This is a genomic window from Sphingobacterium pedocola (assembly GCF_015209965.1).
Taxonomy (GTDB): domain Bacteria; phylum Bacteroidota; class Bacteroidia; order Sphingobacteriales; family Sphingobacteriaceae; genus Sphingobacterium; species Sphingobacterium pedocola.
The window spans coordinates 252,846-278,887 of the sequence record NZ_MU158691.1 but is presented as its reverse complement, the minus strand read 5'-3'; the positions used below and the strand labels follow the sequence as shown (position 1 = coordinate 278,887).

Sequence of the window (26,042 nt, the reverse complement as noted above, 5' to 3'; positions counted from 1 at the left end):
CGAAGAGGACCTATATTGCTCGGTCTGGTACCAGTATAATTGCGCCTATAAAGATAAATTCATCCAAGGCCTGACTATCCGCAATACCGATATTGAACTTTTGACAGCTTCCAACTGTAAAATTTTCAGCGAAAGTGAAATTTTGTCCCTTCACGGGCCGTGTATTTGCTCTGGCATGCCTGTTGCTGTGCAATTAACGAGCATATGTTCATTGGTTTAATTAATATTAAAAGTTTATTCATCAAATTTTAGGAGGAAACACTATGACATTAGTTAAATTTAATCCCGAGAAAAAGAACAACGCATTAATGCCAGGCTTTAATGATGTTTTGGATTCCATCTTTAATGACACCTTTTTTTCAGACCGCATGGTAACACGGGTGCCCGCTGCAAATATCAGTGAAACAGCAGACCATTACCTTGTGGAAATGGCCGCTCCGGGTCTAAAAAAAGAAGATTTCCAACTCAATCTGGAAAGGAATTTACTAAGCATTTCTGCAGAAAAACGTAATGAAGACAGAGAGGAACGTGGGAATTTTACCAAGCGCGAGTATAGCTACAGTTCTTTTGTGCGCTCTTTTACCTTGCCAGAAAGCGCCGATGAAAACGGCATACAGGCGACTTATAATGATGGTATATTAGCTATCCTTATCCCAAAAAGAGAAGAAGCGAAGACAATACGCCGTCAAATTGAGATCAAATAATCTGTAAAAATGTTAGTCGCTAAGAGCTACCTAGGGGTAGCTCTATTTTTTTAATTCTGATGTATGGAAACTCATTTTGAAATCTCATTGAATAAAGACGCTCAAAGGTTTAGAAACCTATGCCAGTTTCTATTTGGGAACCGACCAACGTTTCGCCGCACGCCTTTTTAATATGATGCAGGGAGAACGTGAAATCATAGTAAAACGCTTGAAAAATTTGTGCTTGAACAACAATTAGACAATATCACGCTCATAGTTCACGACTTTGGCGGCTCTACCGGATTGAATTTTGCCATTCAACATCCCGAAAAAGTTACCTCAATTTTTCACCCAAGTTTATTTGCCAAAATCATTTGGCGAACAAAAACTTTCAAATCGTTTACTAAAACAATATACCAAGCCGTTTGCCGACAACACAGCGAAACGGTGCGTTAGCGTTTGCTTAATCATTGATGAAGGACCAAGACTGCTTCCAGGAGCTTTGGAACAAAAAACAAACCATTTCAACTAAGCCGACATTATTTATGTGGGGAATGAAAGACCTGGTGATTAAACCACATTATTTAGATAAATTTGTTTCAGGGTTTAAAAATTCAGAGATAGTCAGACTTGAAACAAGTGGACATTTTCCTCAAGAAGAACAACCAAAAGTGATAACTACACTGATAATTAACTTACTGACAGACAGAAATACAAATTGAATGGGATGAGATTTGATTGACAAAATCACCCTCACAAATCCCCCAAACGACAATAAATAAGAATATGGACAAAACAGAAATTACCAGAGAAAATGTCATTGAAGCGGAAAACAAACTTTTTTCGGCTCAACTTGTAAGTAATGTGGACATTCTTGACCAACTATTGCACGATGATTTGCTTGCAGTTGCACCGACAGGACAAATTGTAACTAAAGAAATGGACTTGAACTCGCATAAAACGAAAACAATGATTATTGAAGACGCTTCAACAGAAATTGACGACATTAAAATAACGGGCGACACCGCACTTTCAATCGTTACAATGACAGCGAAAGGAAAAGTGATGGGAGCACCATTAGAAGGAAAATTTAGATATTTTAGAGTTTGGAAACGCTTTGACGACACATTGAAAGTTATTGGAGCAAGTTTTATGCAATTACCTTGATTAAAAGTGGACAAACAACACGGCCGCTAATAACTAGGTTTCGTTGGGCTCGAAGAGCCAAGCTGCAGCCCCAGTTCCTGAAGCATCCGGTTATAGTTATTCATAAAGTACTTGGTTAACCTGTACTGCTCGGTATCTTCATAGCCGACCTGCTGTAATCCATCTTCGGTAACCTGATAGATGTCGGCATTGGGATAAGCCAGCAGGATCGGCGAGTGCGTAGCGATGATAAATTGTGACCTGGCGTTAACCAGTTCCCGGATCCGCGTGAGCATATTCATCTGGCTGACGATCGACAGTGCAGACTCCGGCTCATCAAAGATACCCGTGAATTCGCTGATTTTTCGTTTCAAGCTTCCGGCTCCGTAGCCGATCCCCGTAAATACTTTTGGCGCAATTCGAGTATAATTAATGCGTCAAAAGGAAGCTAGAAAAGTTGTCATTCTGAGACTTGTCGAATAAAATTTATAATGCAAACACCTGAAACTAGGTGATCGATATACGATATTCCAGCGGTGTAATTTGTGTATTTTTTTTAAATAGCCGATTTAATGATTGTGGCTGAGAAAAGCCTAAACGTTCTGCTATTTCTGCTACAGAAAGGTTTGTACTTGCTAAAAGTTGTTTCGCAACATCGATGACTTTAACTTCAATTCTTTCCTGTGCGGTCTGGCCGGAAACTATTTGGGAAATATCGTTGAGATAGCAACTTGTTAGCTGAAGTTTTCGAGCAAAAACAGGTAGACTCGGTAATCTACCGGTGTTTTTTTCATTTGGTTTAAAGGTGTGGATTAGTAACTCCTGATATTCGCGATCTATTGCACGGATCTCCTCTAACCTGTCATTGAACCAGCGTTGATAAAACCTATTCATATGCTGTAGAAGCAATTCGACATAGGAAAATAAAATATCGGCACTCATGCCGTCGGCATCATTTTTTGACTCTTCAGCAATTAAATGGATTAGAGCTTTTACTATATCCTGTTCTTCGTCTTTCAACAACAATGATTCCGTTGTCGAATAATCGAGAAATCCAAAACGTTTAAATCGGCTTTTTAGATTGTTACCTTTGAATAGCACCGGATGGAATGAAAAATATTGACCATGGTCTATGATATCTTTACATCCTTCTAGCCTTGAGTCATTCTGATTAAAAAATAACAACATACTTTTGTTGTATGGCGTATTTTCTTTCACAGCTCCAAAAAGTACCACAACAAATCCGTTATTCAATAACATTCGCGCATCTTGTAAAAAAAAATCCATCTGGCTAAAAGTCGCAAAACAGAAAGATTTATGTTGCGTTTCGCTAGGGAGCACTTTAGGTTCTAAATCATTCTTTGTATTGTTGTTGATATTTTGGTATATATTTTTTCGCATAGTTGAAAGGTAGATTACTATCTAAACTCGTATCTACTCCAAAAGTTTTATGTTTCTGGTAAAAATATCGTTAACAACTGGCGTAAATATACAGATAATGATACCAATACGAATCTAAAGATGGATCAACTATAAGTGGTATACAATCCGTTCTTGAGATTCGAATGCTGGTGGGTCTCGACCATCAGATCACTGTCCATACTCGGCATAAGATAGCTGTTTGGAAGCCCTAATAACATCTCCTATTTTTATAACGCATCGGGTGTTTTTATGTTAATAAATTATTAATCAGATTAACAAATCATTATATCTGATAATTGGAATAGCAAAATCTTTCATTTGGGTTACTATACTCATAGAGGACGACAAATCGTGTCTTCGATGCATATGGAAAAGAAACTATCGGATATACTAAACAAGTATCACAGCAATAAATGTACCCCAGAAGAAATCCAAAGTTTGGAGACTTGGTTTGAAGAAATTGCAAGAGGCCAACCGGGGGAGGAACCCGATCAGCAGACGATAGAAAACATGCTGGCTAAAATAAAGCGTTCGCCTCGATTCAATGCGTCAGCACAGGCAAAACCAGCATTGTTGAAAACCTTGGCACGCCGGTATAGGGTTGCTGCCGCTTCATTGGTTTTCCTATTGGTCTCCGTTGCTGTCGTATACCAGCACAGCAGAAGGTCCTCCGAACACACTGACAGGGTAACCAGCAACGACATTCTGCCGGGAGGCGACAAGGCAATTCTAACACTGGCCGATGGGACCAGCATTGAACTGAATGACCAACAGGAGGGATTGATATCCAAACAGGATGGTATCGCGATATCAAAAAATGGACAGGGTATGCTTGTGTATGTGACCGAAGCTCCTGAGCGCACTGCTCGATATGCGACCAACACCTTAACTACGCCTAGGGGCGGGAGTTATCAAATTATCCTACCAGATGGATCCAAAGCCTGGCTAAATGCTGCTTCTTCTCTCTCCTACCCATTGGTTTTCAGTAAACACGAGCGCCGGGTGAGGATGACCGGTGAGGTCTATTTTGAGATTGCCAAGTCTTCCATCAAACAGTCTGATGGAGAAAAAGAACCGGTGCCATTCTTAGTGGAAACAGACAAACAGACCATACAGGTACTGGGTACTCAATTTAACGTAAATAGCTACACCAGCTACCCTACCGAGCGAACGACATTGGTAGAAGGCAAAGTAAAGGTAATATACCGCGCGACGGGGGAATACAAATTCTTAAGCCCCAATATGCAAGCGCAGGTTGCAGACAAAATCCAGGTCGTGAAGACCGATGTAACCCGAAACGTGGCGTGGAAAAACGGCGACTTCATATTCCGTAATGAACCGTTGGCCGACATCCTTCAGGAAGTGATGCGTTGGTATGATGTGGATATCGTCTGCCCAGAACACTTGGGTAAAATACGATTCAACGGCATGGTATCCCGCGAAAAGCCCCTTTCGGCCATCATCCAAATGATCGCATCTACGGACAAAGTGGAATTGGAAGTAAAAGAAAGGAGGATAACGGTGAGGTAATAAAACGAAAGATAACCCAAATGAGTAGACTTTATTAAAAAAGCAGAGGATGTTAGAGCACCCCCTGCCACTGTGTCAAAAGTTTACTAAAACACTGTTCAATCAATATTTCAATCTTTTAACGATAACAAAAATATGAATTTTTATCAAATCATGCGTGTTATGAAAATAACGATGCTATTGACCTTGTTTTGCCTGATACATGTGAGTGCCGCGACATATGGGCAACACCTGTCTATCAAGAAAAACAACGTATCCATACAGGAGATTCTCGAGGATGTGCGCCGCCAAGCAAACTATGATTTCTTCTACGATGCAAATTTATTTGCCGATGCCAAGGTAATCAGCCTGGATATCGAGAATGCAGATATCAACCAAGTATTGACTCGATGCTTCCATGGATTGCCGTACACCTACACAATTTCAAACAAAATCGTAACCATTAAAAAAGATAACAGCAAACGGCATCATAAAACTGTAACGGCAGTAACGCCTCCAAAACAAACGGCACGTATATCCGGAAAGATCGCCGATGAAAAAGGAACCCCATTGGAGGGGGCTACCATCACGGTGTTGGAGACAAAAAAAACCGTGCAGTCTGACCGTCGTGGCGAATACGAAATACTGGTGGCTCCAGGTACATACACCATCCGTGTCAGTTACATTTCGTACGAAATCCAACAAATCGACCGCGTGAAGGTTACAGGCAGCGATCAACGCAAGGTAGTCGATGTTACCCTCAAAAACACAATGGACGCCTTGGAAGAGGTAGTCGTCACATCGTTGGGACTGACGAGCAAAAAGCGACGGATAGGCACATCGATCCAAGAGATTAAAGGGGAAGACATAAACACAGCAAAAAGTGGAAATGCATTGACGGCACTGCAGGGAAAGGTAGCTGGTATGAATATGACTATGACATCGGGCGGTATGGCCAGTTCATCACGCATTGTATTGCGTGGCGAATCCTCGCTGAATATTAACAGAAACACGGCGTTGGTAGTCGTTGATGGTGTACCAATAAACAACAACATCGGCACCGGCAGTAGCAGTGATCTCTCGGTGGACTATGGAAGCGGAGGCGCCGAAATCAATCCCGACGATATCGAATCGATTAGCGTACTCAAGGGAGCTAATGCAGCTGCATTATATGGATCCAGGGCTGCAAATGGCGCAATCATCATCACAACAAAAAGCGCATCCTCTTCGAAAGCCATGGGTGTAAGCGTTAATTCTAATACGGCATTCGATCAAGTGCTCAAACTTCCAGACTTCCAAAATAGCTATGGCGGCGGAACCGGTAGCGGGCTGGATTATTATTCCTATGGAGATGGACCGGACGGGCCCAATACCAGCAATTCAGGACATAACTGGGGTGCCCCCTTCGACGGGCAGCACTTCATCCAGTTTGGCTCACCTATGGATGAGAACGGCAATAGGACTCCGATCCCTTGGCAAGCCCGGCCGAATAACGTGCGGGATTTCTACCAACTGGGCCGGACGCTTATCAATAGCGTATCGGTATCCAAATCGGGAGAGTTGGGTCACTTTCGTGCCTCTTACAACAACTACGACCAAACGGGGATCATGCCCAATACCGAGCTAAAACGTAACCAATTTAATTTGAACTCCAATGTCAACATCTCTTCCAAGGTGTCGGTAAAGGCAAACATGAACTACATCAATAGCCATAGCGACAATTTGCCTATCGTCGGATATGGCGGGTCATCGCCCACTTACAATTTTATTTGGTTTGAGCGAAATGCGGATATCAATTGGTTTAGGAACTATTGGATACCGGGACAAGAAGACGTGAAGCAAGACTACTACTTCACCTGGGGAGACAATCCGTACTTCACGATGTATGAACAGTTAAACGGGATGAAACGCAATCGCCTTTTTGGCAACGCAGCCGTAGATTACCAAATCCTACCGCAGCTCAAAGCGATGGTTCGTACCGGCATCGACTACTCCGGCGAAATGCGTAGCTCCCAGCGCCCCTTCAGTTCGGCAGTCAATACTAAAGGGTTGTACCGTCGGCAAGACCTGATGTACTTTGAGCGCAATTCGGATTTCTTACTCACGTACCAAGGCAACGAAATAGGAGGATTCAATTGGTCTGCTAATGCCGGGGGAAACAATCTTCAGATCAACACCGGGCAAAATACGGCGACAGCCAATGGCCTGATCATACCGGGTGTATACAACTTGGGCAATGCCAGCAACAGGCCTGCATTAAGCGAGGCAAACACAGTAAAAAATATCAACAGCTTGTATGCCTTTGCCGACCTGGACTATAAAAACCAGATATTCGTGCAGTTGACCGGACGAAACGACTGGTCGAGCACACTGCCTGCAGGAAACAACTCCTATTTCTATCCGTCGATATCGGCAAGTGGTATACTGTCGGATATGCTGGGCATCGAATCCCGATGGATGAACTTCTGGAAACTAAGGAGTTCATTTGCCCAGGTAGGCAGTGATACCGACCCCTACCAGACGGCTGCCTATTACGAATACAGCACGCTGCCTGGTGCGGTAGGCCTCCCGGCAACCATGCCCAATACCAATCTCAAACCCGAAATAACCTCTTCTTTTGAGGTGGGCACCGAATTCAGGATGTTTGCCAACAGGCTGCATGTGGATTTTACCTGGTATACCTCACAAAGTAAAAACCAAATCTTGCGCAGTCCGCTATCCGTCAGCACTGGGTATACGGACAAGATCATGAATGCCGGGAAGATAAACAACCGCGGGTGGGAAGCGTTGATGACCGTGACCCCCGTCAAAAACAAGCTCATTTGGGACATTACCCTGACTGCCTCCTCAAACCGAAGCAAAGTAATTGAACTTGCCGATGGCGTGGAAAGTTATATCATGGCGTCTGCTCAGGGTGCTACCGTGGAAGCTCGCGTTGGTGGCAGGATGGGTGACATCTATGGCATCGGGCTTCAGCGCAATGAAGCAGGCCAGATCATATACCGGGGAGGTGTACCCGTATTCACCAGCAACACGATGAAGATCGGAAATTATAATCCCGACCTTATTGCCGGCATAAAGAATAATCTAGCCTACAAAACCTGGTCTTTGGGCTTTCTGTTTGACGGACGATTGGGTGGTACGATCTATTCTTTTACCCACGTAACGGGAACGGAAGCAGGCAGTTTATCTAATACGCTACCGGGCCGCGAGGAAGGCATCGTTGGAGACGGCGTCGTCCTTAATAGCGATGGCACGTACTCGCCCAATACCGAGCGGGTATCAGCCTATACCTACTACCGGGGCTATTATCGGCGGCCCAATGTGGAATCCAATTCATTCGACGCTTCCTTCATCAAATTGCGTGAATTGACGCTTGGCTACACACTGCCTACCGAAGTAGTCAAAAAAACACCATTCAAATCGGTGCAACTGAACCTAGTAGGCAGAAACTTGCTTTTATTTTCGAAAGCTCCCCATATCGATCCCGAAACCTCATTCGTATCCGGTGGCACGATTGTACCTGGCGTAGAAAACGCACAGATCCCATCGACACGGAGTTTCGGACTGGACATCAAAATAGCACTCTAAAAAAAAAGACATGAACATTAAAATAGCCTTTATATGCGGGATCATCCTCTTATTCACCGGGGGGTGCCAAAAAATTGACAATACAAACCCCAATGTCCCGTCAAAGGTCAACCCGGGTGTCGTATTACCGCAAGTCATGTACAGCATCTCGAACACGCTTACCCACAGCGCTTTTGAAATCAACAACGAGTTGATCCAATACACTTGTATGAACAATACATTCACAGAGGTACAGCGATTCAAGTTACAACCATCTAATTCAAATCAGCTTTGGAACCTATACAACAGACTGCGGGATCTCAATGACATCAACAGGATGGTCGAGAACGGCACGGGACACAGCAACTACCGGGCAATTTCAGGCTTGATCAGGGTCTTCATCCTATCGATGATTACCGATACCTTTGGCCATGTACCTTACACCGAGGCGGGTAAAGCGGCTACCGATAATACCTTCACCCCGAAGTATGATTCGCAGGAAGACATTTACCTCGGACTGATCGAAGAGATACTGCAATATACGCAACTCATCGATGTCAATGCGACACTGGATTTCGGGGGAGACCTCATCTACGGCGGCGACATGATGAAATGGAAAAAATTTGGCAATAGTCTACTTCTCCGTATGCTTATGCGAACTGTGGAGAAACAAACGTCAAAATCCAGCGAGCTGATCGGCCTTATTTTATCTGATCCGGCGCAGTACCCCGTCATGGAAGGTAATGGAGACAACTTCATCTACCGCTACTCGGGCAGCTTTCCCGACGTATTCCCGCTCGCACCGAGCTTTGTCCGTGATTTTGACTTTAAGTACAAGTCGGTAAGTGCGTTTGTCGTGGATTCATTGACTAAATTTGGTGATACCAGACTTTTCCAATTTGCACGGCCAACCAACGCATCGGCTAATACGGCCTTCCCGGTATACGTAGGCCTACCCAATGCGCTCCCCGTTACCGAATCTGCAAACTACAACGGCGGATATAATTTTCAATCCTATCTAGGGACGCGCTTCCAGACAGATGATGAGCCGGCCATCTGGATGACTTGTGCAGAAGTATTTTTCCTGAAGGCCGAAGCTGCTGCCAGGGGCTTTTATACCGGAGACGCCAAACAGTCCTATGACGAGGGTATCAAAAGCTCATTCGACTATTGGGGCGCCCCATTTGAGACGGACTATCTGGCGCATCCGAGCGTCGCTTATGACGGAGGATTGGAAAAGATCTACCTGCAGAAGTACTTTAGCCTGTTCTTTACCGGTATCGAAGCATGGTGTGAATACAGAAGGACTGGCCATCCCCGCCTGGTACCCGGACCCACCAATGTCAACGATGGGAAAATACCATCCAGATTGCCCTACCCGATATCGGAACAATCACTCAACCAACAACAGTACCAGGAAGCCTCGCAGCGTATGGGAGGAGACAACATGAACAGTAAAATGTGGTGGCAAAAATAAAAATTAGCATGATGAATATGAGAAAAATAGGATTGAGCATCATCGGCACTTGCTGGTTGATGATCACTTACGGACAGACTGCAATGGACAGTCTGTCCATTGCCAACAGCGTCTTGCCCCACTTCACAAATTGGTCTGTACAGGAGGTGGTGCCGGGCGGAAGGATCGACGCGATACGGCAACTGGATGAACACACGATCGCCTTAGCTACCCGAGGTGCACAAAAAGGCAAGCTTTACATCAGTGACGACCAAGGGCAACATTGGCGTTTTCTAGCCAAGCCGACCGAAAACGACATCACCTGCATTGCCGAAACGGGCGACAAACAAGCGTTTTATATCTTGACGAGTCAGGCAGAGGTATACAGAACCCTGGATGGTGGGCAATCTTGGAAGCTATTGAAACAGCTGACGACCAATAAAAATACGGAAAACTACGCGGCCGCCTATGCGATCATGTACACGGCCCACGGCACACTGCTGGTCACCGACACCAATTCGGACGGCGGCCATATCTACCGTTCCACGGACAAGGGCGACACCTGGACAGATCTGGGGGCTGTGTCCAAGAACGCGTTGTACAGACTGGAAAAAGTAGGGAATGGCATCGTCGTCAATGGATGGGATGGTACCGTGTACAAGAGCATAGACGATGGCATGACCTGGAACAGGTTGGAAAAACTGACTGACGCGGCATTGTTCGCCACGGAATACTTGGGGATGGCTCGCTTGCTGCAGGCCGACCAAGACGGCTACATCTACCGCAGCAGCAACCTCGGATACACATGGGAGAAATCCGGTCAATTAGATGGCGCGGCAGATGACTTCGTCAATATCGGATACGGTGCTGCGTATTATGGCACCTATACCAGCGAAAAAAACGTGTACCTCACCTTAAACTATGGTCGCAGCTGGTGGAACCTCGGCGCCCTGCCCACGGTCGAAGGAGATTGGCTGGATCACGGTATACGGGTAGAGACGACAGACTCGGTCATTACCTTGTCTGCCACCAACAAAGGTTTTGTACTGCGTTCGTCCTTTGCTAAAGACTTTCTTCATCATACCCTCCAACAGGTACAGGGTGTACAGGAAGAAATAGCCGCCAAGCATAAAATCCCCTTACAGCAAGCTACCCTGGGCATGGTTAGCCATGTGAAAGAAATCAATGAGCCCGAGGACATCGTGATCCATAACAAATTTGCGTACATCCCCTGCCGGGATGGAAACAATGTAGCCATTATCGACTACCGGAATCCGGATACCCCCGTATTGGCCCACAGCTTACGGGATCAGGATATTCTTGATGCTTTTAGTGTCGCCATCAAGGACCATTACCTGTATGTGCTATCGATGACCAACTGCCGGATAAGCACCTATGACATCTCCGACCCGTATCATCCCGTAAAACTATCGGCCATCACGGTAGGCGGTGAAGGTAGTTTTTTGGAGCACTACCAGTCAAATTATACGCGTCTTAGGAAGATATGGATCGATGGGGACTATGCCTACGTAACCCATAGCTCGGAAAGCAAGGTTTACATATTGGATATCCATAATCCGGCGAAACCGGCCATTCTAAGTTCATTCCACACGGGAGACGGGGCTTTTGCCGCACTGACCAAAGGAAATGTGCTTTATTTGGCGGGCTACGGCCCCGGCTCATCGCTCATCACGGTAGATATCCGGGACAAACACAATCCTGTCATCACGGATCGGGTGTATGACCCCGTGTTGCTACGAGGCACTTGCGCGCTCGCTATAGATGGAAACCATCTTTTTGTGGTAGCATATAATGCCAGTACCTTCTGGTCATTTGACATTTCCGACCCATTGCACCCCAAGGCACGTTCACATATCAGCGACACGGATATGCAGGGACCGGGCAGGATTGCCATTTGGAAGAAAAAGGCGTTTGTTTTGAACTCTTCCAATCACTCTGTAGCGATAATAGATATTTCCAAACCAGACAACCCAAGCGTGGCCCGCTACTTCCAAGATCCCCTGCTGCGTAGGGTATACGGGATAGCGATAGATGGGGATATGCTTTTATTAGCAAGTAGGGAAGCCAATAATTTTATCGTCCTCGATCTTAAAAATACTGGAATGTAATCGCTGATTTTCGCTGCTCTACGCTTGTAGTAGCAACATCGGCTAATATACTAGGTGCAAAACCCGAAGCCGACAGTCTTCGGGTTTTGTATTAAACAACTCGCCACACCACAGTTGAAGCCGTTATCAGGCATTTTCCGCGCAACCATCAAACGTTGCCTTGCAAAGCTCAGCAAAACTGGGGCGCGTTGGGTTGCATGTTACTGGTTTTTGTCATCCACGGCTTCTTCAGTCTCATGTCCCCCTTCACACAGGATTAACACAAACATAACAATTTCTATAGACCGAAGTCCCTAACTTTGGCTGTTAGGAACTCCAACCTAAGCAATTGATAGTATAATATGCAATTCGGCAGCGAAGTGGTACAAACGACAGACAAGGAACTCTGGGATTCTTTAAAGCGAGGGGAAACGCATGCATTTGACCACATGTACCAACGTTATGTCCGTCGATTGTACAAAGAAATCAGCAAACGCATTAATGATCAATCGGTGGTGGCCGACCTCATCCATGACATCTTCTTATCGCTTTGGGAAAAACGGGAGATCCTCCAGCCCCAGGGAGAAATCTATCCCTACCTACATGGAATGGCCATCAACAGGGTATTGAATTATTATCGAAAGAACAAACACCAACCGCATTTCGTAACCATCTGGGATAACCTGTCTGAAGAAATTGCAGATCTCGATGAGTTGTCACTGGCATTCAGGCAAGCGCACAATGAGGAATTGGAATCGTTACTGGATCTGGCAATCTCCGATCTGCCTCCCCGTATGAAACAGGTCTATGCGTTGCGCTATGAAAGCAATAAAACCGTATCCGAGATAGCGAATACGCTTTCCACCTCACCCCATACCATATACAATCAACTCAAGATCATTCGCAAACGCTTTGTAAAGGCCCTGAAAAACACATCCTACTTCCTATTTTTATAACGTACCGGGCATTCTTGTTATGTTAAACAGACTTGCTCCTCTGCGGATCTTCAAAACAAACTCACCAGTTGATATTACCAGATCGTTTCAAAATATTCACAAACAATTTCCATCTCTTCATTCGGATATTCTCCCAGTTCTTCCATTTCACGTTTATAATAATCCAAATGTACTTTTTTCCAATAATCTAAACTTTTATCTCCCTCTCCTTCTGTGTAAGCGTATTCAGGTGTAATATTCTTGAATTTTACTATTTCAACTTTTGTTGTTTTAATGATTGCTCTAGGTTCTCCCTCCCAATTTGTTACAATTGCTATATCTCCTACTCGTGGAAGTTCTTCATTATTTTTTTCAAACCACCAGACAGATGGAGAAGTAGCTCGCTTTATTTTCTGAACAACCAATTCAACACATGCATCAGCATCTTCTTTGTTATCGCAAAAATAGAATGATTGCGGTTGCTTGATATTACGATATTCGGGATTGCTACTTTGAAATTTTTTCCAATATTCGACCATTTGATTTATTATGATTTGAAATCCTTTTTTTGTTTTTACAAAAGTGAAGCAACCCTCCATACCTTCTATTTTAGCTGTTGATTCTACTATTTTAATAAAAACACCTCTATTTATATCCTCATCGTGTATGAATGAATCCGACGATACGGCATGTTATAATGCAAAACGGGCTAAAACATATGTCAAAAAAAATCCCCACCAAAACCGCGAATTCTTAATAAAAAACAACTAGCGAGCTCCAAACTCGTACCCAATACTAATCGAGCTAACTCGATTCTGGAAAGTTGCATCCAAATTTGACATATTTATAAACATAGCATTAATAACTGTGTAATGGAAACAAATGTAGGCAAATACGGCTTAAAATTATATACATCGCCTTCATTTTTAGAAGGATTGAAATTGATAATGGAACTAAAAACAGGAGACTACCAGTATAATTGTTCCTATAAAGATAAAGATGTTGCACAAAACTTATAACATAAGTCGCGCTCGAATCTGTATCGTTATATAAATCTACTTAATGTTCAATTTCTTTAACCGTTCTTTTGCTAAAGGAATGACATCATCATCATCTTCATAATTAGCAATCACACTTTCCAACGTACTCTTTGCCTGGAGTTTATTGCCTTTGACAGCATAGGTATCTGCAAGCAGGAGGAAGCTCTTGGCCACCCAGTAATCATGCGCCCCCATATTGTTGATCACATCAAAGGCTGTTTCCTGTGCTTTGTCGTATTCCTTGTTTTCATACTGCAGTTGCCCGGTGCGGTACCGTGCCTCTGCACCGACTGCCGTTTGGCTCTTGAGCGCCGCCAGATTGAGTTCCTTCGAGGCTGAAGACACATTTCCTTCCTGTAGCATGGCTCGCCCACTGTACAAGTGAGCTTTGGCAATGTCTTCCTCAGATGACCGGTTGTAGTTCTTTATCAACGTCACATACTTGGCCACCTGCTCCAAGTCACCGATTTGGAAATAACAAATCATCAGGTTAGTTACTGCATAGTTATAGTTTTCTTTAAATTCTGAATTAAGCTCCAGTTTTTTGAGATGCACGATGGCCTCGTTGTATTTCTCCAACTCTAGATATAATGCAGCTACCGTTAGCAAGGTGCTTTCAGTATACTTGCTCGTCCAATCGTTCAGGATGATATTTAAGTCGTGTAGCGCTTCTTTTGGATGTCCGGTCCGGTATAAACTCACCCCGCGAATATAACGAGCATGTTTTTCCTTTATGGGTTTCGGAAATTTATCAAAGTATGCATTGATCGCTTCCACAGCCCCTTCATATGCTCCCTTGTTAAATAGAGAGTAGGCTACCTGGAAAGTGAAGTTATCCTGATCGGCGGCACTCAGATCACTGACATCGGCGTTGGTCGCGTAATGAATATAACCGGATGCATCTCCTTGATCCAGGTAAATGTTTTCAATGGAACGCAATGCTTGTCTCGCTTCATCTGTTGTTGCATGTTGTTCCACTACCTTCCGGAAGGAAGCCTTCGCTTCTTCGGTCTCACCTTTGTTGTATTGGACAAGCCCGATGGTAATCAACGCCCGAGGTACATAGCTGCTTCGGGGGTATTTTTTGACCATCTTCTGTAGCCCTTCGATGGCGGTATCGTAATCTCCCATTGTGAAATACGTGTATGGGACCTCAAAGGCCACGTCATCCGCATAGTTCGAACCGGGGAATTGCTCCACAACAGACTGCAGCGTGCTGATCTTGGTTTCATTGTCGTCCTGCAATCCAAACATAATACCGCGCTGAAACAACGCGTAGTCTTGATTATGAGCTTTACTGTTGATCAACTGATCAAAGTATTGGTTGGCCCGGCCATAATTGCGCAAGGACAAATACGAGTCACCTAAACGTGCGATCACGTCATGCCGTACATTTTCCTCTATCGAACTTCCATCGGTAGCCAAAAAGCGTTCAAAATAATCAGCAGCCAAACTAAAGCTGTTGTTGCGAAAAGCGGCATAAGCCAGGCCATAGTGCGCATAACTGTATACATCGGTATTTCTTGCAGCGGGCATCTGGAGAAATCGGAAAAAGTTTTCCACCGCCTCCTTGTATTTGCGTACTTCATACATCGCCTCTGCTTTCCAATACGTGGCCAAAGCTGCCATTTCTGGATCGATCGGAAATTTTTCAGATCTCATGAACATGGATATGCTATTTTCGAAAGCACGCTCATTATAGAACTCCAAAGCACGATAATACGTCGCTTTTTGATAGGTTACATCAGTTTCGCGGCTCCGTTTGTTTAACGATTCTAGCATACTTACTCCCGCATGAAAATTACTCGTACCCAACAAAACATCTATGGATAATGTTTCCGCACTCTCCTGTTTCTTACCATCACGATTAATATCCACATGTTTCTTTGCGATATAGTCTTGAAGTATTTCTAAGCCAACTTGGGCGGAGTCTAGTTCATATAAGACTTTGGCGTAGTTATACAACGCAATTATTTTCAATTCCGGATCGAGATCCATTTTCGTCGCTTTGAGAAAAGCATTTCGAGCACGTTGTTTATCGCCGGTCTCTATAGCAATATTGCCCAAAGTAATTATAGCGCCCTGATAATAGGCATCCGATTTTTCCAAATTTTCCAAAATAGAGGTCGCTCTTGGGTACTCCCCTGCACGGTAAGCTAGATAACTAATTCGGTAATTGTCGATATTGTCGCGTGAAGCATTGGGATTCCGGTTAAGAAGTTCATCATTGTAGGCTTGTTTGAAACCGTTTAGTGAAAAATATGTGGCAGCGGCCACCTGTTGTAGCTCATTCTCGATCGCTTCTCTGTTGATACGCATATCTGGACTCCGACGGGCCTTTACGGCATCGGCCAATATAGGTCGGTAATCACGTACGACATCAATGGAATCCACAACTTGAGTTTCCTGTGCATACCCCATAATCAGCAACGCTGAAAAGACCACGGTAAGCAGGTATTTGAGGTAGTTATAGCCGGTGCTTTCTTTCAATATCATTGCTCGTCCCTATTTCTAAATTTATCCAAAACGTTCCTTCGCTGAAGAGATAATATTATAATCTTCTCCTAAATAGCTACAGCCAAAATTAAAGAATTCCGTTCAATTACGTGAATTGTAAGCAAAAATGGATCCTAAAAACAACTAGGCGATAAAAATAGGGCACCTCTCCCTCGCTCTATCATTCTAAGGGGGCCTATCTATCGGTAAAAAGTTTAAATTTGAGGTTAAATGTCGGCTTCCCAAGATTACGTAGTATTAATTTGGGGAGCTGACATCTGATCTGGAATATATTCCGGGAGTGCACAACTATTTTTAAATTCTATTGTTGTAAGATATCGAAATTGAGGTAAACCAAACTTTAACAAAATTGCAGTTAAATCTTGATTATAATTTTCATTTTCACAAATATGGCTTGGCAATTTCATCAGCCACAGCAAGGTTTTCAGCACGTTTACTGATATCAGATTGTTGTAATGCCGCTTTCAACTTTTCTCTATCCAAATCTTGGCAATAGGCAGGTTCTCCGGGTTGTTGTCTCCACGATTCAGAAAGCAAACCTCCGTCTATGGCGTCGAAGCCGATTTCATCAACAAGTTGCATCACAATTTGTTTTTGGTCCTGATCATTGCCAGCCACAGATAATGCAACTCTATTGGAACTTTCCGCTGGAACAGCTTTGTCGGCTAAACTTGGTGCGACAATATTATTAAAAGCTTTAACCACAGCGTGCCCGATCACTTTCGCTGTCCATTCACTGTCCGTCAATCCGTTTTTGATATCTGTAATTTTTCCGTCGCGGGAAGGATAGTAATTTCCGGCATCCACAATAACAGCTTCCGAAACCGACAAAATTTCAACCGGTAGCTTTAACATTGCCTTTTGCGGAATGGCGATTATGATAAGGTCCTTTGCACGAGCAGCTGCTTCTACCGTTGCTGGACTCGCGCCGGTTTTTGCAGCAACTTCGGTTAACGTTTCTGGTCCTCGTGAATTTGCAATCGCGACATGGTGACCTAATTTTGTTAAATATCCGGCTAATATACTACCAATATTTCCGGATCCAATTATTCCAATTTCCATTATATATATGTTTTAGATGTTACGATTAGAGTTCGATCTAAATGCGGGGATCAACTCCATACTGATCCGGAGCGCCTAGATGTTCACGCAAAGTTTTGCCTGCATACTCCTTGTGAAAAAGTCCTCTCTCTTGCAAGATAGGTATAACCTCGTCTACAAAGGCATCAATTCCGTCCGAATTCACGTCGGGCGAAACCCAGAATCCGTCAGCGGCACCTGCTTCGAACCAAGCTTGCATATGGTCGGCAGCTTCGACACCCGGACCAACAATTACGGGATGATAATCTATCACGCCGTGGGCAAGAATATCACGAACACTCCAACCTTCTTGTGCAATTTTTAATGCATGAGCAGAACGAGGGTCGTACCGAGACGGGCGGGCATTTTCCAGCAATGTTTTCGAAATCGGGTCCTCGAGACGAGAAGCATCAAGCGGAACGCCCAGCATTTGTTGCAAATAGCTGATTCTTTTCGTGAATGAACCGCGCCCTAACAGAATTCGGCGATCGAGTGCCGTGCGCCTGTCTTTTGCAATGGTGGTCATCAATCCGGGAATATAGTTGATTTCGTCGGGATTACGGCCGAAACGTCTGGCCGCCTCTCTAAACGCATTGCGCTGATCACGAGCATCTTCAATAGTAAATGCCGCTCCAATAACCACATTGGCAAAACGTCCTGCCAATTCGTGGGTATTGGGACTGCCACCTGCATGAAAAATAATGGGCTGACCTTGCTCCGACGGCGGAATATAAAGTGGACCTCTCGAGCCGACAAATTTACCTTGTAGATTGATTGATATAATCTCCTCTCTTTTGGCAAACTGCCCGCTTTCCGTGTTATGTACCCATGCGTCTTTGCCCCAACTGCCCCAAAGGGATTGAATGAGTTGGATAACTTCGTGTGCACGACCGTAACGGTCTTCGCTCGACGGAATTCTTCTTCCATAGTTAGCAGCGACATCATCACCGCTCGATGTGATGGCATTCCATCCCGCTCTGCCGTGGCTCATAATATCCAACGCTTTGAACTGCCTTGCCAAATTGAAAGGTTCATTAAATGTAGTCGATCCTGTTGCGACCAATCCAATATATTGAGTTTCTCTTGCCACTGCAGCAAGTGTCATCATCACATCGAGGTTAAAGGCTGGCGACTCTGATTCTATGTCTGCCAAGATAGCACCAGGACCATCTGGCAAAAATATAAACTGAAATTTACCACGTTCCGCTGCTTGAGCTTGTTTTACACGTGCATCAAAACTCGTGTAGCTTTTGGGATCCACTCCCGGCATACGCCAAGCTCCCGGCTGTGAACCGTATCCGTTTCCGAGATGAAGACCGATGAGCATCTGTTTTCGTATAGGGGTAATTTTATCTTCTAAAGCGTTCATCATTCTACGTTTAAGATTAAATGTATAGCGCACGACTTAAACGTAAGCCGAAATCAGCATCTGGATTAGCTTCAGCACTGCTCATACGTTCCATAATGGCTGCAACGGCCAAATCCCTTCTTGCTGGCAGGCGCGCTCTTTCTGCGGTATCAATCAGAGATGCTATTTGAGCCGCCGTAAGGTCTGTACAATAAATGGGGGCGCCTGGTTGCTGTCTCCAGGAGTCAGCTAATAGACCTGTATCGTAAGCATCAAATCCAGTCTCTTCAATCAATTTCTTAGTAATATTTCTATCAGTTCCACGGTCAGCGGCAAATGGAATGGCTATACGATCCGAGTCTCCGGAAGATTTTCCATTTTTTTTCAGTGATTGGGAACCAATGGCATTCCACGCTTTGGCAATCGGCCGTCCTAGTTGTTCTGTTACCCATAAACTTTCTACTAACCCACCTTCTATACGGTTAATTTTAAGGTCTCTTGCTGGATAATAATTAGACGTATCAATTACGGTGACGTTCTCTGGTACCGATGCGAATAAAGGGGCTATATCCGGTATACGGTTTAAGGGAATGGACAAAATGATTACCTCATTATCCTCTATAGCCTGCTGAGCGGTAACAGCTTTTGCACCCGTAGCTAGTACATCGGGATCCATTTTTTCTGGCGAACGTGTGTTAGCAACGGATACATTGTGTCCTGCCGACCCTAATTTTAAAGCCAATGTTTTCCCGATATATCCCACGCCAATAATTCCTATTTTCATATTGTCTATTTTTTTACTGATTTGTGTTGCAAAATTAAAAGAAAAACACTTTACTTTGTATAGTAGTTTCCTAAAGGAAAGTGTGTTTTTTAAAAACGATTTTAATATGGCTACTAAAAACCTTACTTATCCTGCTTGGACACTGTAAAACCGGTACGTGATGCGTTGGATGTTATAAATGGAAAATGGAAATTGCCGATCATCATCTCTGTGGGTGTGGGCAATGAACGTTTTAGCGATATTCAGGAAAGTATTCCCGGTATTACACCAAAGGCGATGGCTAAGGAATTGAAGGATTTGGAGCAACATAAGCTCATTCAGCGGATTGTGACCAATGATTATCCGGTAAAAATCACTTACAGATGGACACCTTATGCAAATACGTTGATACCTATCATTAACGCACTAAAAGAGTGGGAAATAAAACATCGGCAGGAGGTGTTTAAAAAGTAAACATTTCAAAAGATGTGAAAGACTACCTAATGTAAATCTGATATCCGCTTGCGATTTTAATATCGCTAATGTAACTTGCTTGCTCGAGAAATATATAATAAACATTGCAAATGACAAAAAACTCATCCAGACGTTCCTTCCTTCGTTCGGCGGCTATAGCTGCAGTCGCTGGCGGCCTACCACTTCAAACAGCTAAATCATCGGACGTCAAAGATGCGGCCTGTTTCTCTAACCAGGCAAAGGGCATGACCATTTTATTTCAAGGAGACTCGATCACCGACGGGAAGCGCGGAAGAAATGCCGATCCTAATCATATCATGGGCCACGGATATGCATTTTCGATTTCAAGTCGCTGGGGCGCAGATTTTCCGTCAAGTGATTTGCTATTTTACAACAGAGGAATCAGCGGCAACACGATTACTCAATTGCAAAGCCGCTGGCAAACAGATTGCCTTGACCTGCATCCTGACGTACTAAGTATTTTAATTGGGATAAATGATGCCGCCAAGTTCGTAGAGAACCCTCCTGCAGAAACAGAAGAAATTTACGTTCAGGCATTTGAGGATTGCTACCGTAATTTGTTAGAGCAGGTGCGTAAACACGATTCCAATACCCTAATTGTACTAGGCTTACCATTTTTAGCGCCAGTTGGAAAGATCAAGGAACATTGGAATTCTTATCAGCCCATGGTCGCCAAACTAAGTGACCGGGTGCGAAATCTCGCCGTAGAGTTTGATGCTGTAGTCGTCGATTTTCAGCGGGTGTTTGACGAGGCAACAAAAAAGGCGCCAGATGCGTACTGGATATGGGATGGTATCCATCCAACAGTTCCCGGGCACGAATTAATGGCCAGAGAGTGGATTACGCAGGTAAGTAAACGCCTGAAATTTCTAAAAATATACAGTTAGTCGGACGCGCATTACCCGTTGTTTGCCCAGATCCAGCAATTTATAGCTAGGGGAAATATACTGTCCTTGGCAACAGAAATCCCAACATTTCCTCCCGTCTTCATAAGCGTTATTATCGTTTACTCTTCTAAGCCCTTAGCTTCCTTCTATAATAATCGGACTCTGTGCGAATAAACTATCGAGCGACAAAAGACACATATAAAAGATATATATATAAAGGAGTATAATCTAGTCCTCTCTATTTTTTACCGGACATAGAGCCCTTGATTGCTGTATAGTTTCTTGCCAAGTATTTCTTGAATCGTTAAAATCTCCTCCAAAATTATGATGGACATTATATGTTTTCGTATTTACTTTCCGATACAATTTTGATTTCGCTCTATTCATTTAAACCAGCTTTTTCTTTTTCTAAGCGCTTCAAGTTGTTTTAGATTTTCTATAAATTAAATATATGAATTCATCTACTTTAAATTGATGACTACTTTCCCCTTGGCACGCCCACTCTCCACGTATTCCAGCGCCTCATTAGTTTGCTCAAAAGGGAATGCCTTATCTACCACAGGCTTGATTTCTCCTTTTTCAATTAGTTTGGAAATTTCTTCCAACTGCTTTCCATCAGCTCTCATAAACAAAAAGGAATACTCCAGCCCCAGTTTCCTGGCTTTTCTCCGAATACCCGAGCTGATCAGTGATAGAATAATCGTCACAAACCAGGGAGCGCCAATTGCTTTGGCAAAATCCGGCGTTGGTGGACCCGAGATCGAAATCGCCTTGCCTCCGGGTTTTAAGATCCGTAATGATTTTTCAAGTGTCTTTGTATCCTGGCTGTTCAGCACAACATCGTAATCTTTCAGGATAGTTTCAAAATCTTCCTTTTTGTAATCAATCAGCACATCCGCCCCCAACTCTTTCAGCATGGGAAAGCTCTTTTCACTTGCTGTTGTAGCAACAGTTGCCCCGAGATGTTTCGCCAGTTGTATGGCAATTGTCCCTACACCTCCGGAGCCTGCCTGGATGAAAACTTTCTGTCCCTTTTTGAGATTTGCTTTTTCCACCAGGGCTTGCCAGGCAGTAAGTGAAACCAAAGGGATGGACGCGGCTTCTTCCATAGCAAGGTTCTTTGGCTTTAAGGCTAAATCTTTTTCATTGATCGCGATAAACTGCGCAAATGTACCAATGCTGAAATCTGATGGACGGGAATAAACCTCATCACCTACCTTGAACTGCTTTACATTTTTTCCAACATCGGTAATTACCCCCGCTGCATCATGCCCTAAAATAAGTGGCAATTTGTATGGCAGGATAAATTTGAATTCACCGGCCTTGATCTTGGAATCCAGCAGATTTAAGCCCGATGCATAAATTTCTACCAATACTTCGTCTTCCTTCAGGGCGGGAACAGGCACATCAGTAAGTGCAACCCCCACCTTTTTACCGTATTTGTTTATTGTAAATGCTTTCATTTAACAGCTGTTATGGTTTTAATGTTACATTAGTATTCTTCGGATTGATCAGCCCAAAGGTAAATTTAGGAAAAAAACGGTTGAAGATATATATCAGCTTTGAATCACCTACCCGAATGGTATATTTATCTTTCTCAAGTCCCGTTATCAATCCCTTAACCAGTTGCTCGGTACTTATCTTTTTTTCATCTCTATCGGCCACCATATCCGTATCCACCAAAGGTGGCAACAGTTCAAAAACCTTTACATTAGCTCCTATAATTTTTAGGTGTTCCCTTAACGATTTGGTATAAAATGCCAACGCGCTTTTTGAAGCCGAATAGGTAGCCTCTAGCAATGAAGGCACCATGCTCAGAATTGAGGTGGTATTGATGATAGCACTTTCCCTCCTTGATTTTAGCATCTCCATAAAAAGGTCGTTAAGACGGATAACGCCAAGGTAGTTCACGTCCATTTCATACGCAGCTCCTTTGAAGTGCGCCTCATTTGCAATGCCTAAATTCTGGGGAGGAACACCGACACCTGCATTATTATACAGTATGTCGATGCCTCCAAGTTCTTTGACCTTTTCGAAAAGTAGCAAAGCTTCTTCCTTGCTTTCAACATCACTTTGAATGGCAATTAGCGTTGGGAATGCTTTTTTTACCGCGTCCAGCTTATCTTGATTTCTTCCCGTAATGATCACTTTTGCGCCAATTTCCAAAAATTGTTTTGCAGCTTCAAGCCCTATGCCCGATCCTCCACCTGTGATCAGTATTGTTTTATCTTTTAAATTCATCGTTGTTTGCTATTAATGAGGTGCCTGTTCTGTAATTGGAATAACCAGTTCGTGGATTTGTTTAGTATCGCCCACTGGAACTTCAAATTGATTTTTTTCCAGCGCAGCAAACAATTCATCTGCTACTTCTAATGCTGGAATTCCGTTTGCTCCTCCAATCTCCGCCGAAAATTCGGTATTGACCAAAGGCGGATAGAGTTCGTAAATATTTAGGTTTTTATTTCCAGAAAAAGTATCTCTTAATCCCTGCGTATAACTATGTAGTGCAGCTTTACTTGCCGAATAAGTTGGTAAATATTTATTCGATCGAAATACTGCTATCGAAGAAACATTTACGATAGCGGCATCTTCCTGTTGTAAAAGCAACGGTAAAGTAAGCGTGGTAAAATCAATAACACTGATGTAATTGGTATTGATTTCTTCGAAAGCCTTTTCTGCAGCATTATTATTCACGTCACTCAAATCATTCATAAAAGCGGCTCCAGCGTTATTAATGATGATGTTTAGCCCTGGATGATTATTTTTCAATTCTTCAGCGATTTTTAACCGTTCTGTCTTTATTGATAAATCACCTTGTATGGCAACTGCATTGTCCAATTCTTTTAAGGCACCTTGAAGACGTTCTTCACTGCGTCCGTTGATGATAACCTTGTTTCCTGCCGCATTTAGTTTTTTAGCGATAGCTAGACCTATTCCGGCACTTCCACCACTGATGAATACTGTATTTCCAGTTGTTTCCATGATTATTTCTTTAATTTAGGACTTATTTGTTATCATTTAATACAGGATAATCTGTATATCCTTTTTCTCCAGGGGTATAAAAAGTAGTCTGATCGGGTTGATTTAGCGCTGCGTCTGTCTTGAAACGTTCTACCAAATCTGGATTGGCAATAAATGGAACACCAAAAGACACCAAATTAGCATCTCCGTCATTCAGTACCTGATTTGCCGTTTTCTTGGTAAAAGCCCTGTTGATAATAATGGTGCCCTTATAGATTTCACGGAAGTGCTTGGCAACTTTCTGGATCGCATCTGGAATTGCCGAAACGTCTGTAAAAGGCTCTATCAAATGGATATAAGCCAAACCATATTCATTCAACCTGTTTACGATGTAGTTATATAGCACTTTGGTTTCATCATCTACCAAAACACCCATAATCCCATTTAGAGACGGATTTAAGCGAACTGCAACGCGTTTCATATCAACAACCTCTTTTAATTCATCAAGAATATCGAATAAAATTCTTGCACGGTTTTCAACAGAACCACCATATTCATCTTCCCTGTGATTGCTATTTTTACTAAAGAACTGCTGTAGTAAATAACCGTTAGCACCATGCAGTTCAACACCATCAAAGCCAGCCTCAAAAGCATTAAGGGCTGCCTGCTTAAAATCCGCTACTGTTCTTTTGATATCTTTAATCGTCATTGGTTGTGGCGCTTCTGATGGTTTAAATCCTTTTGCTGTGTATACTTGCTGTTCAGGATTAAAACCTGAAGGTGCCAATGGCTTTTTACCATCGTGAAGATCAGGATGCGAATATGCTCCGGTGTGCCAAAGTTGCGCGAATATTTTTCCGCCTTCGCCATGCACTGCTTCTGTAGTTAGCTTCCATCCATTTATCTGATCTTGACTATAAATACCAGGCACATTTACTACGCCAACCGCCTCTTTACTGATAAATGTTCCTTCAGTGATGATCAGTCCGGCGCTTGCACGTTGTTTGTAATACAGTGCCGTAAGTTCAGTAGCGACATTCCCAGGGTTAGCAGAGCGGCTCCTCGTCATTGGTGCCATTACAATTCGGTTTTTTAATGTCAGCCCCTTTTGGCTATAGGGTTCAAAAATTATTGCTGTTTCCATTGTATCTATAATTTAATTACGTAAATTTGCTTGCGTTTTGCAAGTACAAATATATAAACAACTTTTGATTTGCAAGTGTTTTTATTAATTATTTTAGAATGGATATAAAAAAAAGATCAGATTGCCCGATTAGTAGCTCGTTGGATATATGGGGAGACAAATGGTCATTACTTATTGTTAGGGACTTAATGTTTTCTAAACAGTGTACCTATGGCGATTTCCTAAAATCGGATGAAAAAATAGCGACCAATATACTGGCGTCTAGATTACAAATGTTAGAAACAAATGGGGTAATTACCAAACAAGACCATCCGGATAGCAAAGCTAAAGTGTTATACAAACTGACCCAAAAAGGTATTGATTTGCTCCCCTTAATGATCGAAATAAACTTATGGGCTGATAAATATTTTACACTACCGCAAGAAAGAAAAGCAGTCATTGCTGAAATAGAAAAAGACAAGGAGGCATTTATAAAGAAGCAAATAGTGGATTTTTTAGATGATGATATACCAGTATCGCCAATCATAAAGTAAATCATTTGAATTACGTTATGGCATTATGAACTTTGCTTTACTGCCACAACGTCTATCAGGGCTCGAAATGATAGCGGCATTATGACAGCAACACGGACAAGAATAACGAGATAAAAAATGCAGAAAAAAAAGATTTTAAAGAACTGTGAAAATGGACATAAGTTCTATAAACGTTCTGACTGTCCAATTTGTCCCTTTTGTGAAGAAGAAAGAAAGCCAAAAGATAATTTTCTTTCATTACTTGGGGCACCAGCGAGACGTGCACTGGAAAATAATGGGATCTCAACTCTGGAGCAACTTTCAAACTTCAGTGAAAAGGAAGTTTTAAACTTTCACGGAATGGGGAAAAGTACGATTCCAAAACTTCAAAAATTATTGTCCGAAAGAAATATGACTTTTAACAGGAAGAAATAGTTTTAAAGTGATGAAAGAGACTGTAAAATAA

General features: G+C 43.1%; 23 protein-coding genes. 12 read left to right on the top strand and 11 right to left on the bottom strand.

Annotated elements, in window-relative coordinates:
• Nucleotides 1-263: 263 nt before the first annotated feature.
• From C4F40_RS17100 to C4F40_RS17095, 3 genes are all read left to right on the top strand, one after another.
• Nucleotides 264-704, top strand: a complete 441-nt coding sequence (locus C4F40_RS17100; RefSeq protein ID WP_196940633.1) for an Hsp20/alpha crystallin family protein — start codon at nt 264-266, stop codon at nt 702-704.
• A gap of 452 nt (nt 705-1,156) precedes the next feature.
• A complete protein-coding gene (locus C4F40_RS21815) occupies nt 1,157-1,405 on the top strand; it encodes an alpha/beta fold hydrolase (RefSeq protein WP_390881655.1) in 249 nt (82 codons plus the stop codon).
• Nucleotides 1,406-1,469: 64 nt separating this feature from the next.
• A complete protein-coding gene (locus C4F40_RS17095) occupies nt 1,470-1,850 on the top strand; it encodes a nuclear transport factor 2 family protein (protein WP_196940632.1) in 381 nt (126 codons plus the stop codon).
• A gap of 26 nt (nt 1,851-1,876) precedes the next feature.
• Here the strand turns inward: C4F40_RS17095 and C4F40_RS17090 are convergent, their stop codons facing one another.
• Nucleotides 1,877-2,131, bottom strand: a complete 255-nt coding sequence (locus C4F40_RS17090) for a hypothetical protein (protein WP_196940631.1) — start codon at nt 2,129-2,131, stop codon at nt 1,877-1,879.
• 205 nt (nt 2,132-2,336) lie between these two features.
• The gene (locus C4F40_RS17085; RefSeq protein WP_196940630.1) at nt 2,337-3,230 is read right to left on the bottom strand and encodes a helix-turn-helix domain-containing protein; all 894 of its coding nucleotides are present in this window, start codon (nt 3,228-3,230) and stop codon (nt 2,337-2,339) included.
• 387 nt (nt 3,231-3,617) lie between these two features.
• Between C4F40_RS17085 and C4F40_RS17080 the strand changes: the two genes are divergently transcribed.
• From C4F40_RS17080 to C4F40_RS17060, 5 genes are all read left to right on the top strand, one after another.
• Nucleotides 3,618-4,781, top strand: coding sequence for a FecR family protein (locus C4F40_RS17080; RefSeq protein ID WP_196940629.1), 1,164 nt, complete (start codon nt 3,618-3,620; stop codon nt 4,779-4,781).
• Nucleotides 4,782-4,916: 135 nt separating this feature from the next.
• On the top strand, nt 4,917-8,351 hold the full coding sequence (locus C4F40_RS17075; RefSeq protein WP_196940628.1) for a SusC/RagA family TonB-linked outer membrane protein: 3,435 nt from the start codon (nt 4,917-4,919) through the stop codon (nt 8,349-8,351).
• Nucleotides 8,352-8,361: 10 nt separating this feature from the next.
• A complete protein-coding gene (locus tag C4F40_RS17070) occupies nt 8,362-9,807 on the top strand; it encodes a SusD/RagB family nutrient-binding outer membrane lipoprotein (RefSeq protein ID WP_196940627.1) in 1,446 nt (481 codons plus the stop codon).
• A gap of 17 nt (nt 9,808-9,824) precedes the next feature.
• Nucleotides 9,825-11,915 carry a selenium-binding protein SBP56-related protein gene (locus C4F40_RS17065; RefSeq protein WP_196940626.1) on the top strand — a complete coding sequence of 697 codons (2,091 nt, stop codon included), beginning with the start codon at nt 9,825-9,827 and terminating at the stop codon, nt 11,913-11,915.
• A gap of 341 nt (nt 11,916-12,256) precedes the next feature.
• Complete coding sequence (locus tag C4F40_RS17060; protein ID WP_196940625.1) at nt 12,257-12,850, top strand: RNA polymerase sigma factor; 594 nt, start codon at nt 12,257-12,259, stop codon at nt 12,848-12,850.
• Between the two features lie 74 nt (nt 12,851-12,924).
• On the opposite strand, the gene C4F40_RS17055 is transcribed toward C4F40_RS17060, so the two are convergent.
• The 5 genes from C4F40_RS17055 to C4F40_RS17035 form a co-directional block, all read right to left on the bottom strand.
• Nucleotides 12,925-13,428: an ASCH domain-containing protein gene (locus C4F40_RS17055; RefSeq protein WP_196940624.1), complete on the bottom strand. Its 504-nt coding sequence runs from the start codon at nt 13,426-13,428 to the stop codon at nt 12,925-12,927.
• A 456-nt stretch (nt 13,429-13,884) separates the two neighbouring features.
• Nucleotides 13,885-16,365 carry a tetratricopeptide repeat protein gene (locus tag C4F40_RS17050; RefSeq protein ID WP_196940623.1) on the bottom strand — a complete coding sequence of 827 codons (2,481 nt, stop codon included), beginning with the start codon at nt 16,363-16,365 and terminating at the stop codon, nt 13,885-13,887.
• Nucleotides 16,366-16,767: 402 nt separating this feature from the next.
• Nucleotides 16,768-17,448 carry an NADPH-dependent F420 reductase gene (locus C4F40_RS17045; protein WP_196940622.1) on the bottom strand — a complete coding sequence of 227 codons (681 nt, stop codon included), beginning with the start codon at nt 17,446-17,448 and terminating at the stop codon, nt 16,768-16,770.
• A gap of 37 nt (nt 17,449-17,485) precedes the next feature.
• Nucleotides 17,486-18,838: an NtaA/DmoA family FMN-dependent monooxygenase gene (locus C4F40_RS17040; protein WP_196940621.1), complete on the bottom strand. Its 1,353-nt coding sequence runs from the start codon at nt 18,836-18,838 to the stop codon at nt 17,486-17,488.
• A 13-nt stretch (nt 18,839-18,851) separates the two neighbouring features.
• A complete protein-coding gene (locus C4F40_RS17035; protein ID WP_262894833.1) occupies nt 18,852-19,619 on the bottom strand; it encodes an NADPH-dependent F420 reductase in 768 nt (255 codons plus the stop codon).
• Nucleotides 19,620-19,733: 114 nt separating this feature from the next.
• Between C4F40_RS17035 and C4F40_RS17030 the strand changes: the two genes are divergently transcribed.
• Both C4F40_RS17030 and C4F40_RS17025 read left to right on the top strand, forming a co-directional pair.
• A complete protein-coding gene (locus tag C4F40_RS17030; protein WP_196940619.1) occupies nt 19,734-20,051 on the top strand; it encodes a winged helix-turn-helix transcriptional regulator in 318 nt (105 codons plus the stop codon).
• A gap of 110 nt (nt 20,052-20,161) precedes the next feature.
• Nucleotides 20,162-20,959, top strand: a complete 798-nt coding sequence (locus C4F40_RS17025) for an SGNH/GDSL hydrolase family protein (RefSeq protein ID WP_196940618.1) — start codon at nt 20,162-20,164, stop codon at nt 20,957-20,959.
• A 461-nt stretch (nt 20,960-21,420) separates the two neighbouring features.
• Here the strand turns inward: C4F40_RS17025 and C4F40_RS17020 are convergent, their stop codons facing one another.
• The 4 genes from C4F40_RS17020 to C4F40_RS17005 are packed head-to-tail and all read right to left on the bottom strand — an operon-like array spanning nt 21,421 to nt 25,064.
• Complete coding sequence (locus C4F40_RS17020) at nt 21,421-22,422, bottom strand: NADP-dependent oxidoreductase (RefSeq protein WP_196940617.1); 1,002 nt, start codon at nt 22,420-22,422, stop codon at nt 21,421-21,423.
• Between the two features lie 10 nt (nt 22,423-22,432).
• Nucleotides 22,433-23,200 carry an SDR family oxidoreductase gene (locus C4F40_RS17015; protein ID WP_196940616.1) on the bottom strand — a complete coding sequence of 256 codons (768 nt, stop codon included), beginning with the start codon at nt 23,198-23,200 and terminating at the stop codon, nt 22,433-22,435.
• Between the two features lie 12 nt (nt 23,201-23,212).
• A complete protein-coding gene (locus C4F40_RS17010) occupies nt 23,213-23,941 on the bottom strand; it encodes an SDR family NAD(P)-dependent oxidoreductase (protein ID WP_196940615.1) in 729 nt (242 codons plus the stop codon).
• A gap of 22 nt (nt 23,942-23,963) precedes the next feature.
• Nucleotides 23,964-25,064, bottom strand: coding sequence for an alkene reductase (locus tag C4F40_RS17005; protein WP_196940614.1), 1,101 nt, complete (start codon nt 25,062-25,064; stop codon nt 23,964-23,966).
• Nucleotides 25,065-25,162: 98 nt separating this feature from the next.
• Here C4F40_RS17005 and C4F40_RS17000 point away from each other — a divergent pair, with 98 nt between their 5' ends.
• Together C4F40_RS17000 and C4F40_RS16995 are read left to right on the top strand one after the other, a co-directional pair.
• Nucleotides 25,163-25,597 carry a winged helix-turn-helix transcriptional regulator gene (locus C4F40_RS17000; protein WP_196940613.1) on the top strand — a complete coding sequence of 145 codons (435 nt, stop codon included), beginning with the start codon at nt 25,163-25,165 and terminating at the stop codon, nt 25,595-25,597.
• Between the two features lie 117 nt (nt 25,598-25,714).
• On the top strand, nt 25,715-26,011 hold the full coding sequence (locus C4F40_RS16995) for an RNA polymerase alpha subunit C-terminal domain-containing protein (RefSeq protein ID WP_196940612.1): 297 nt from the start codon (nt 25,715-25,717) through the stop codon (nt 26,009-26,011).
• Nucleotides 26,012-26,042 lie beyond the last annotated feature (31 nt).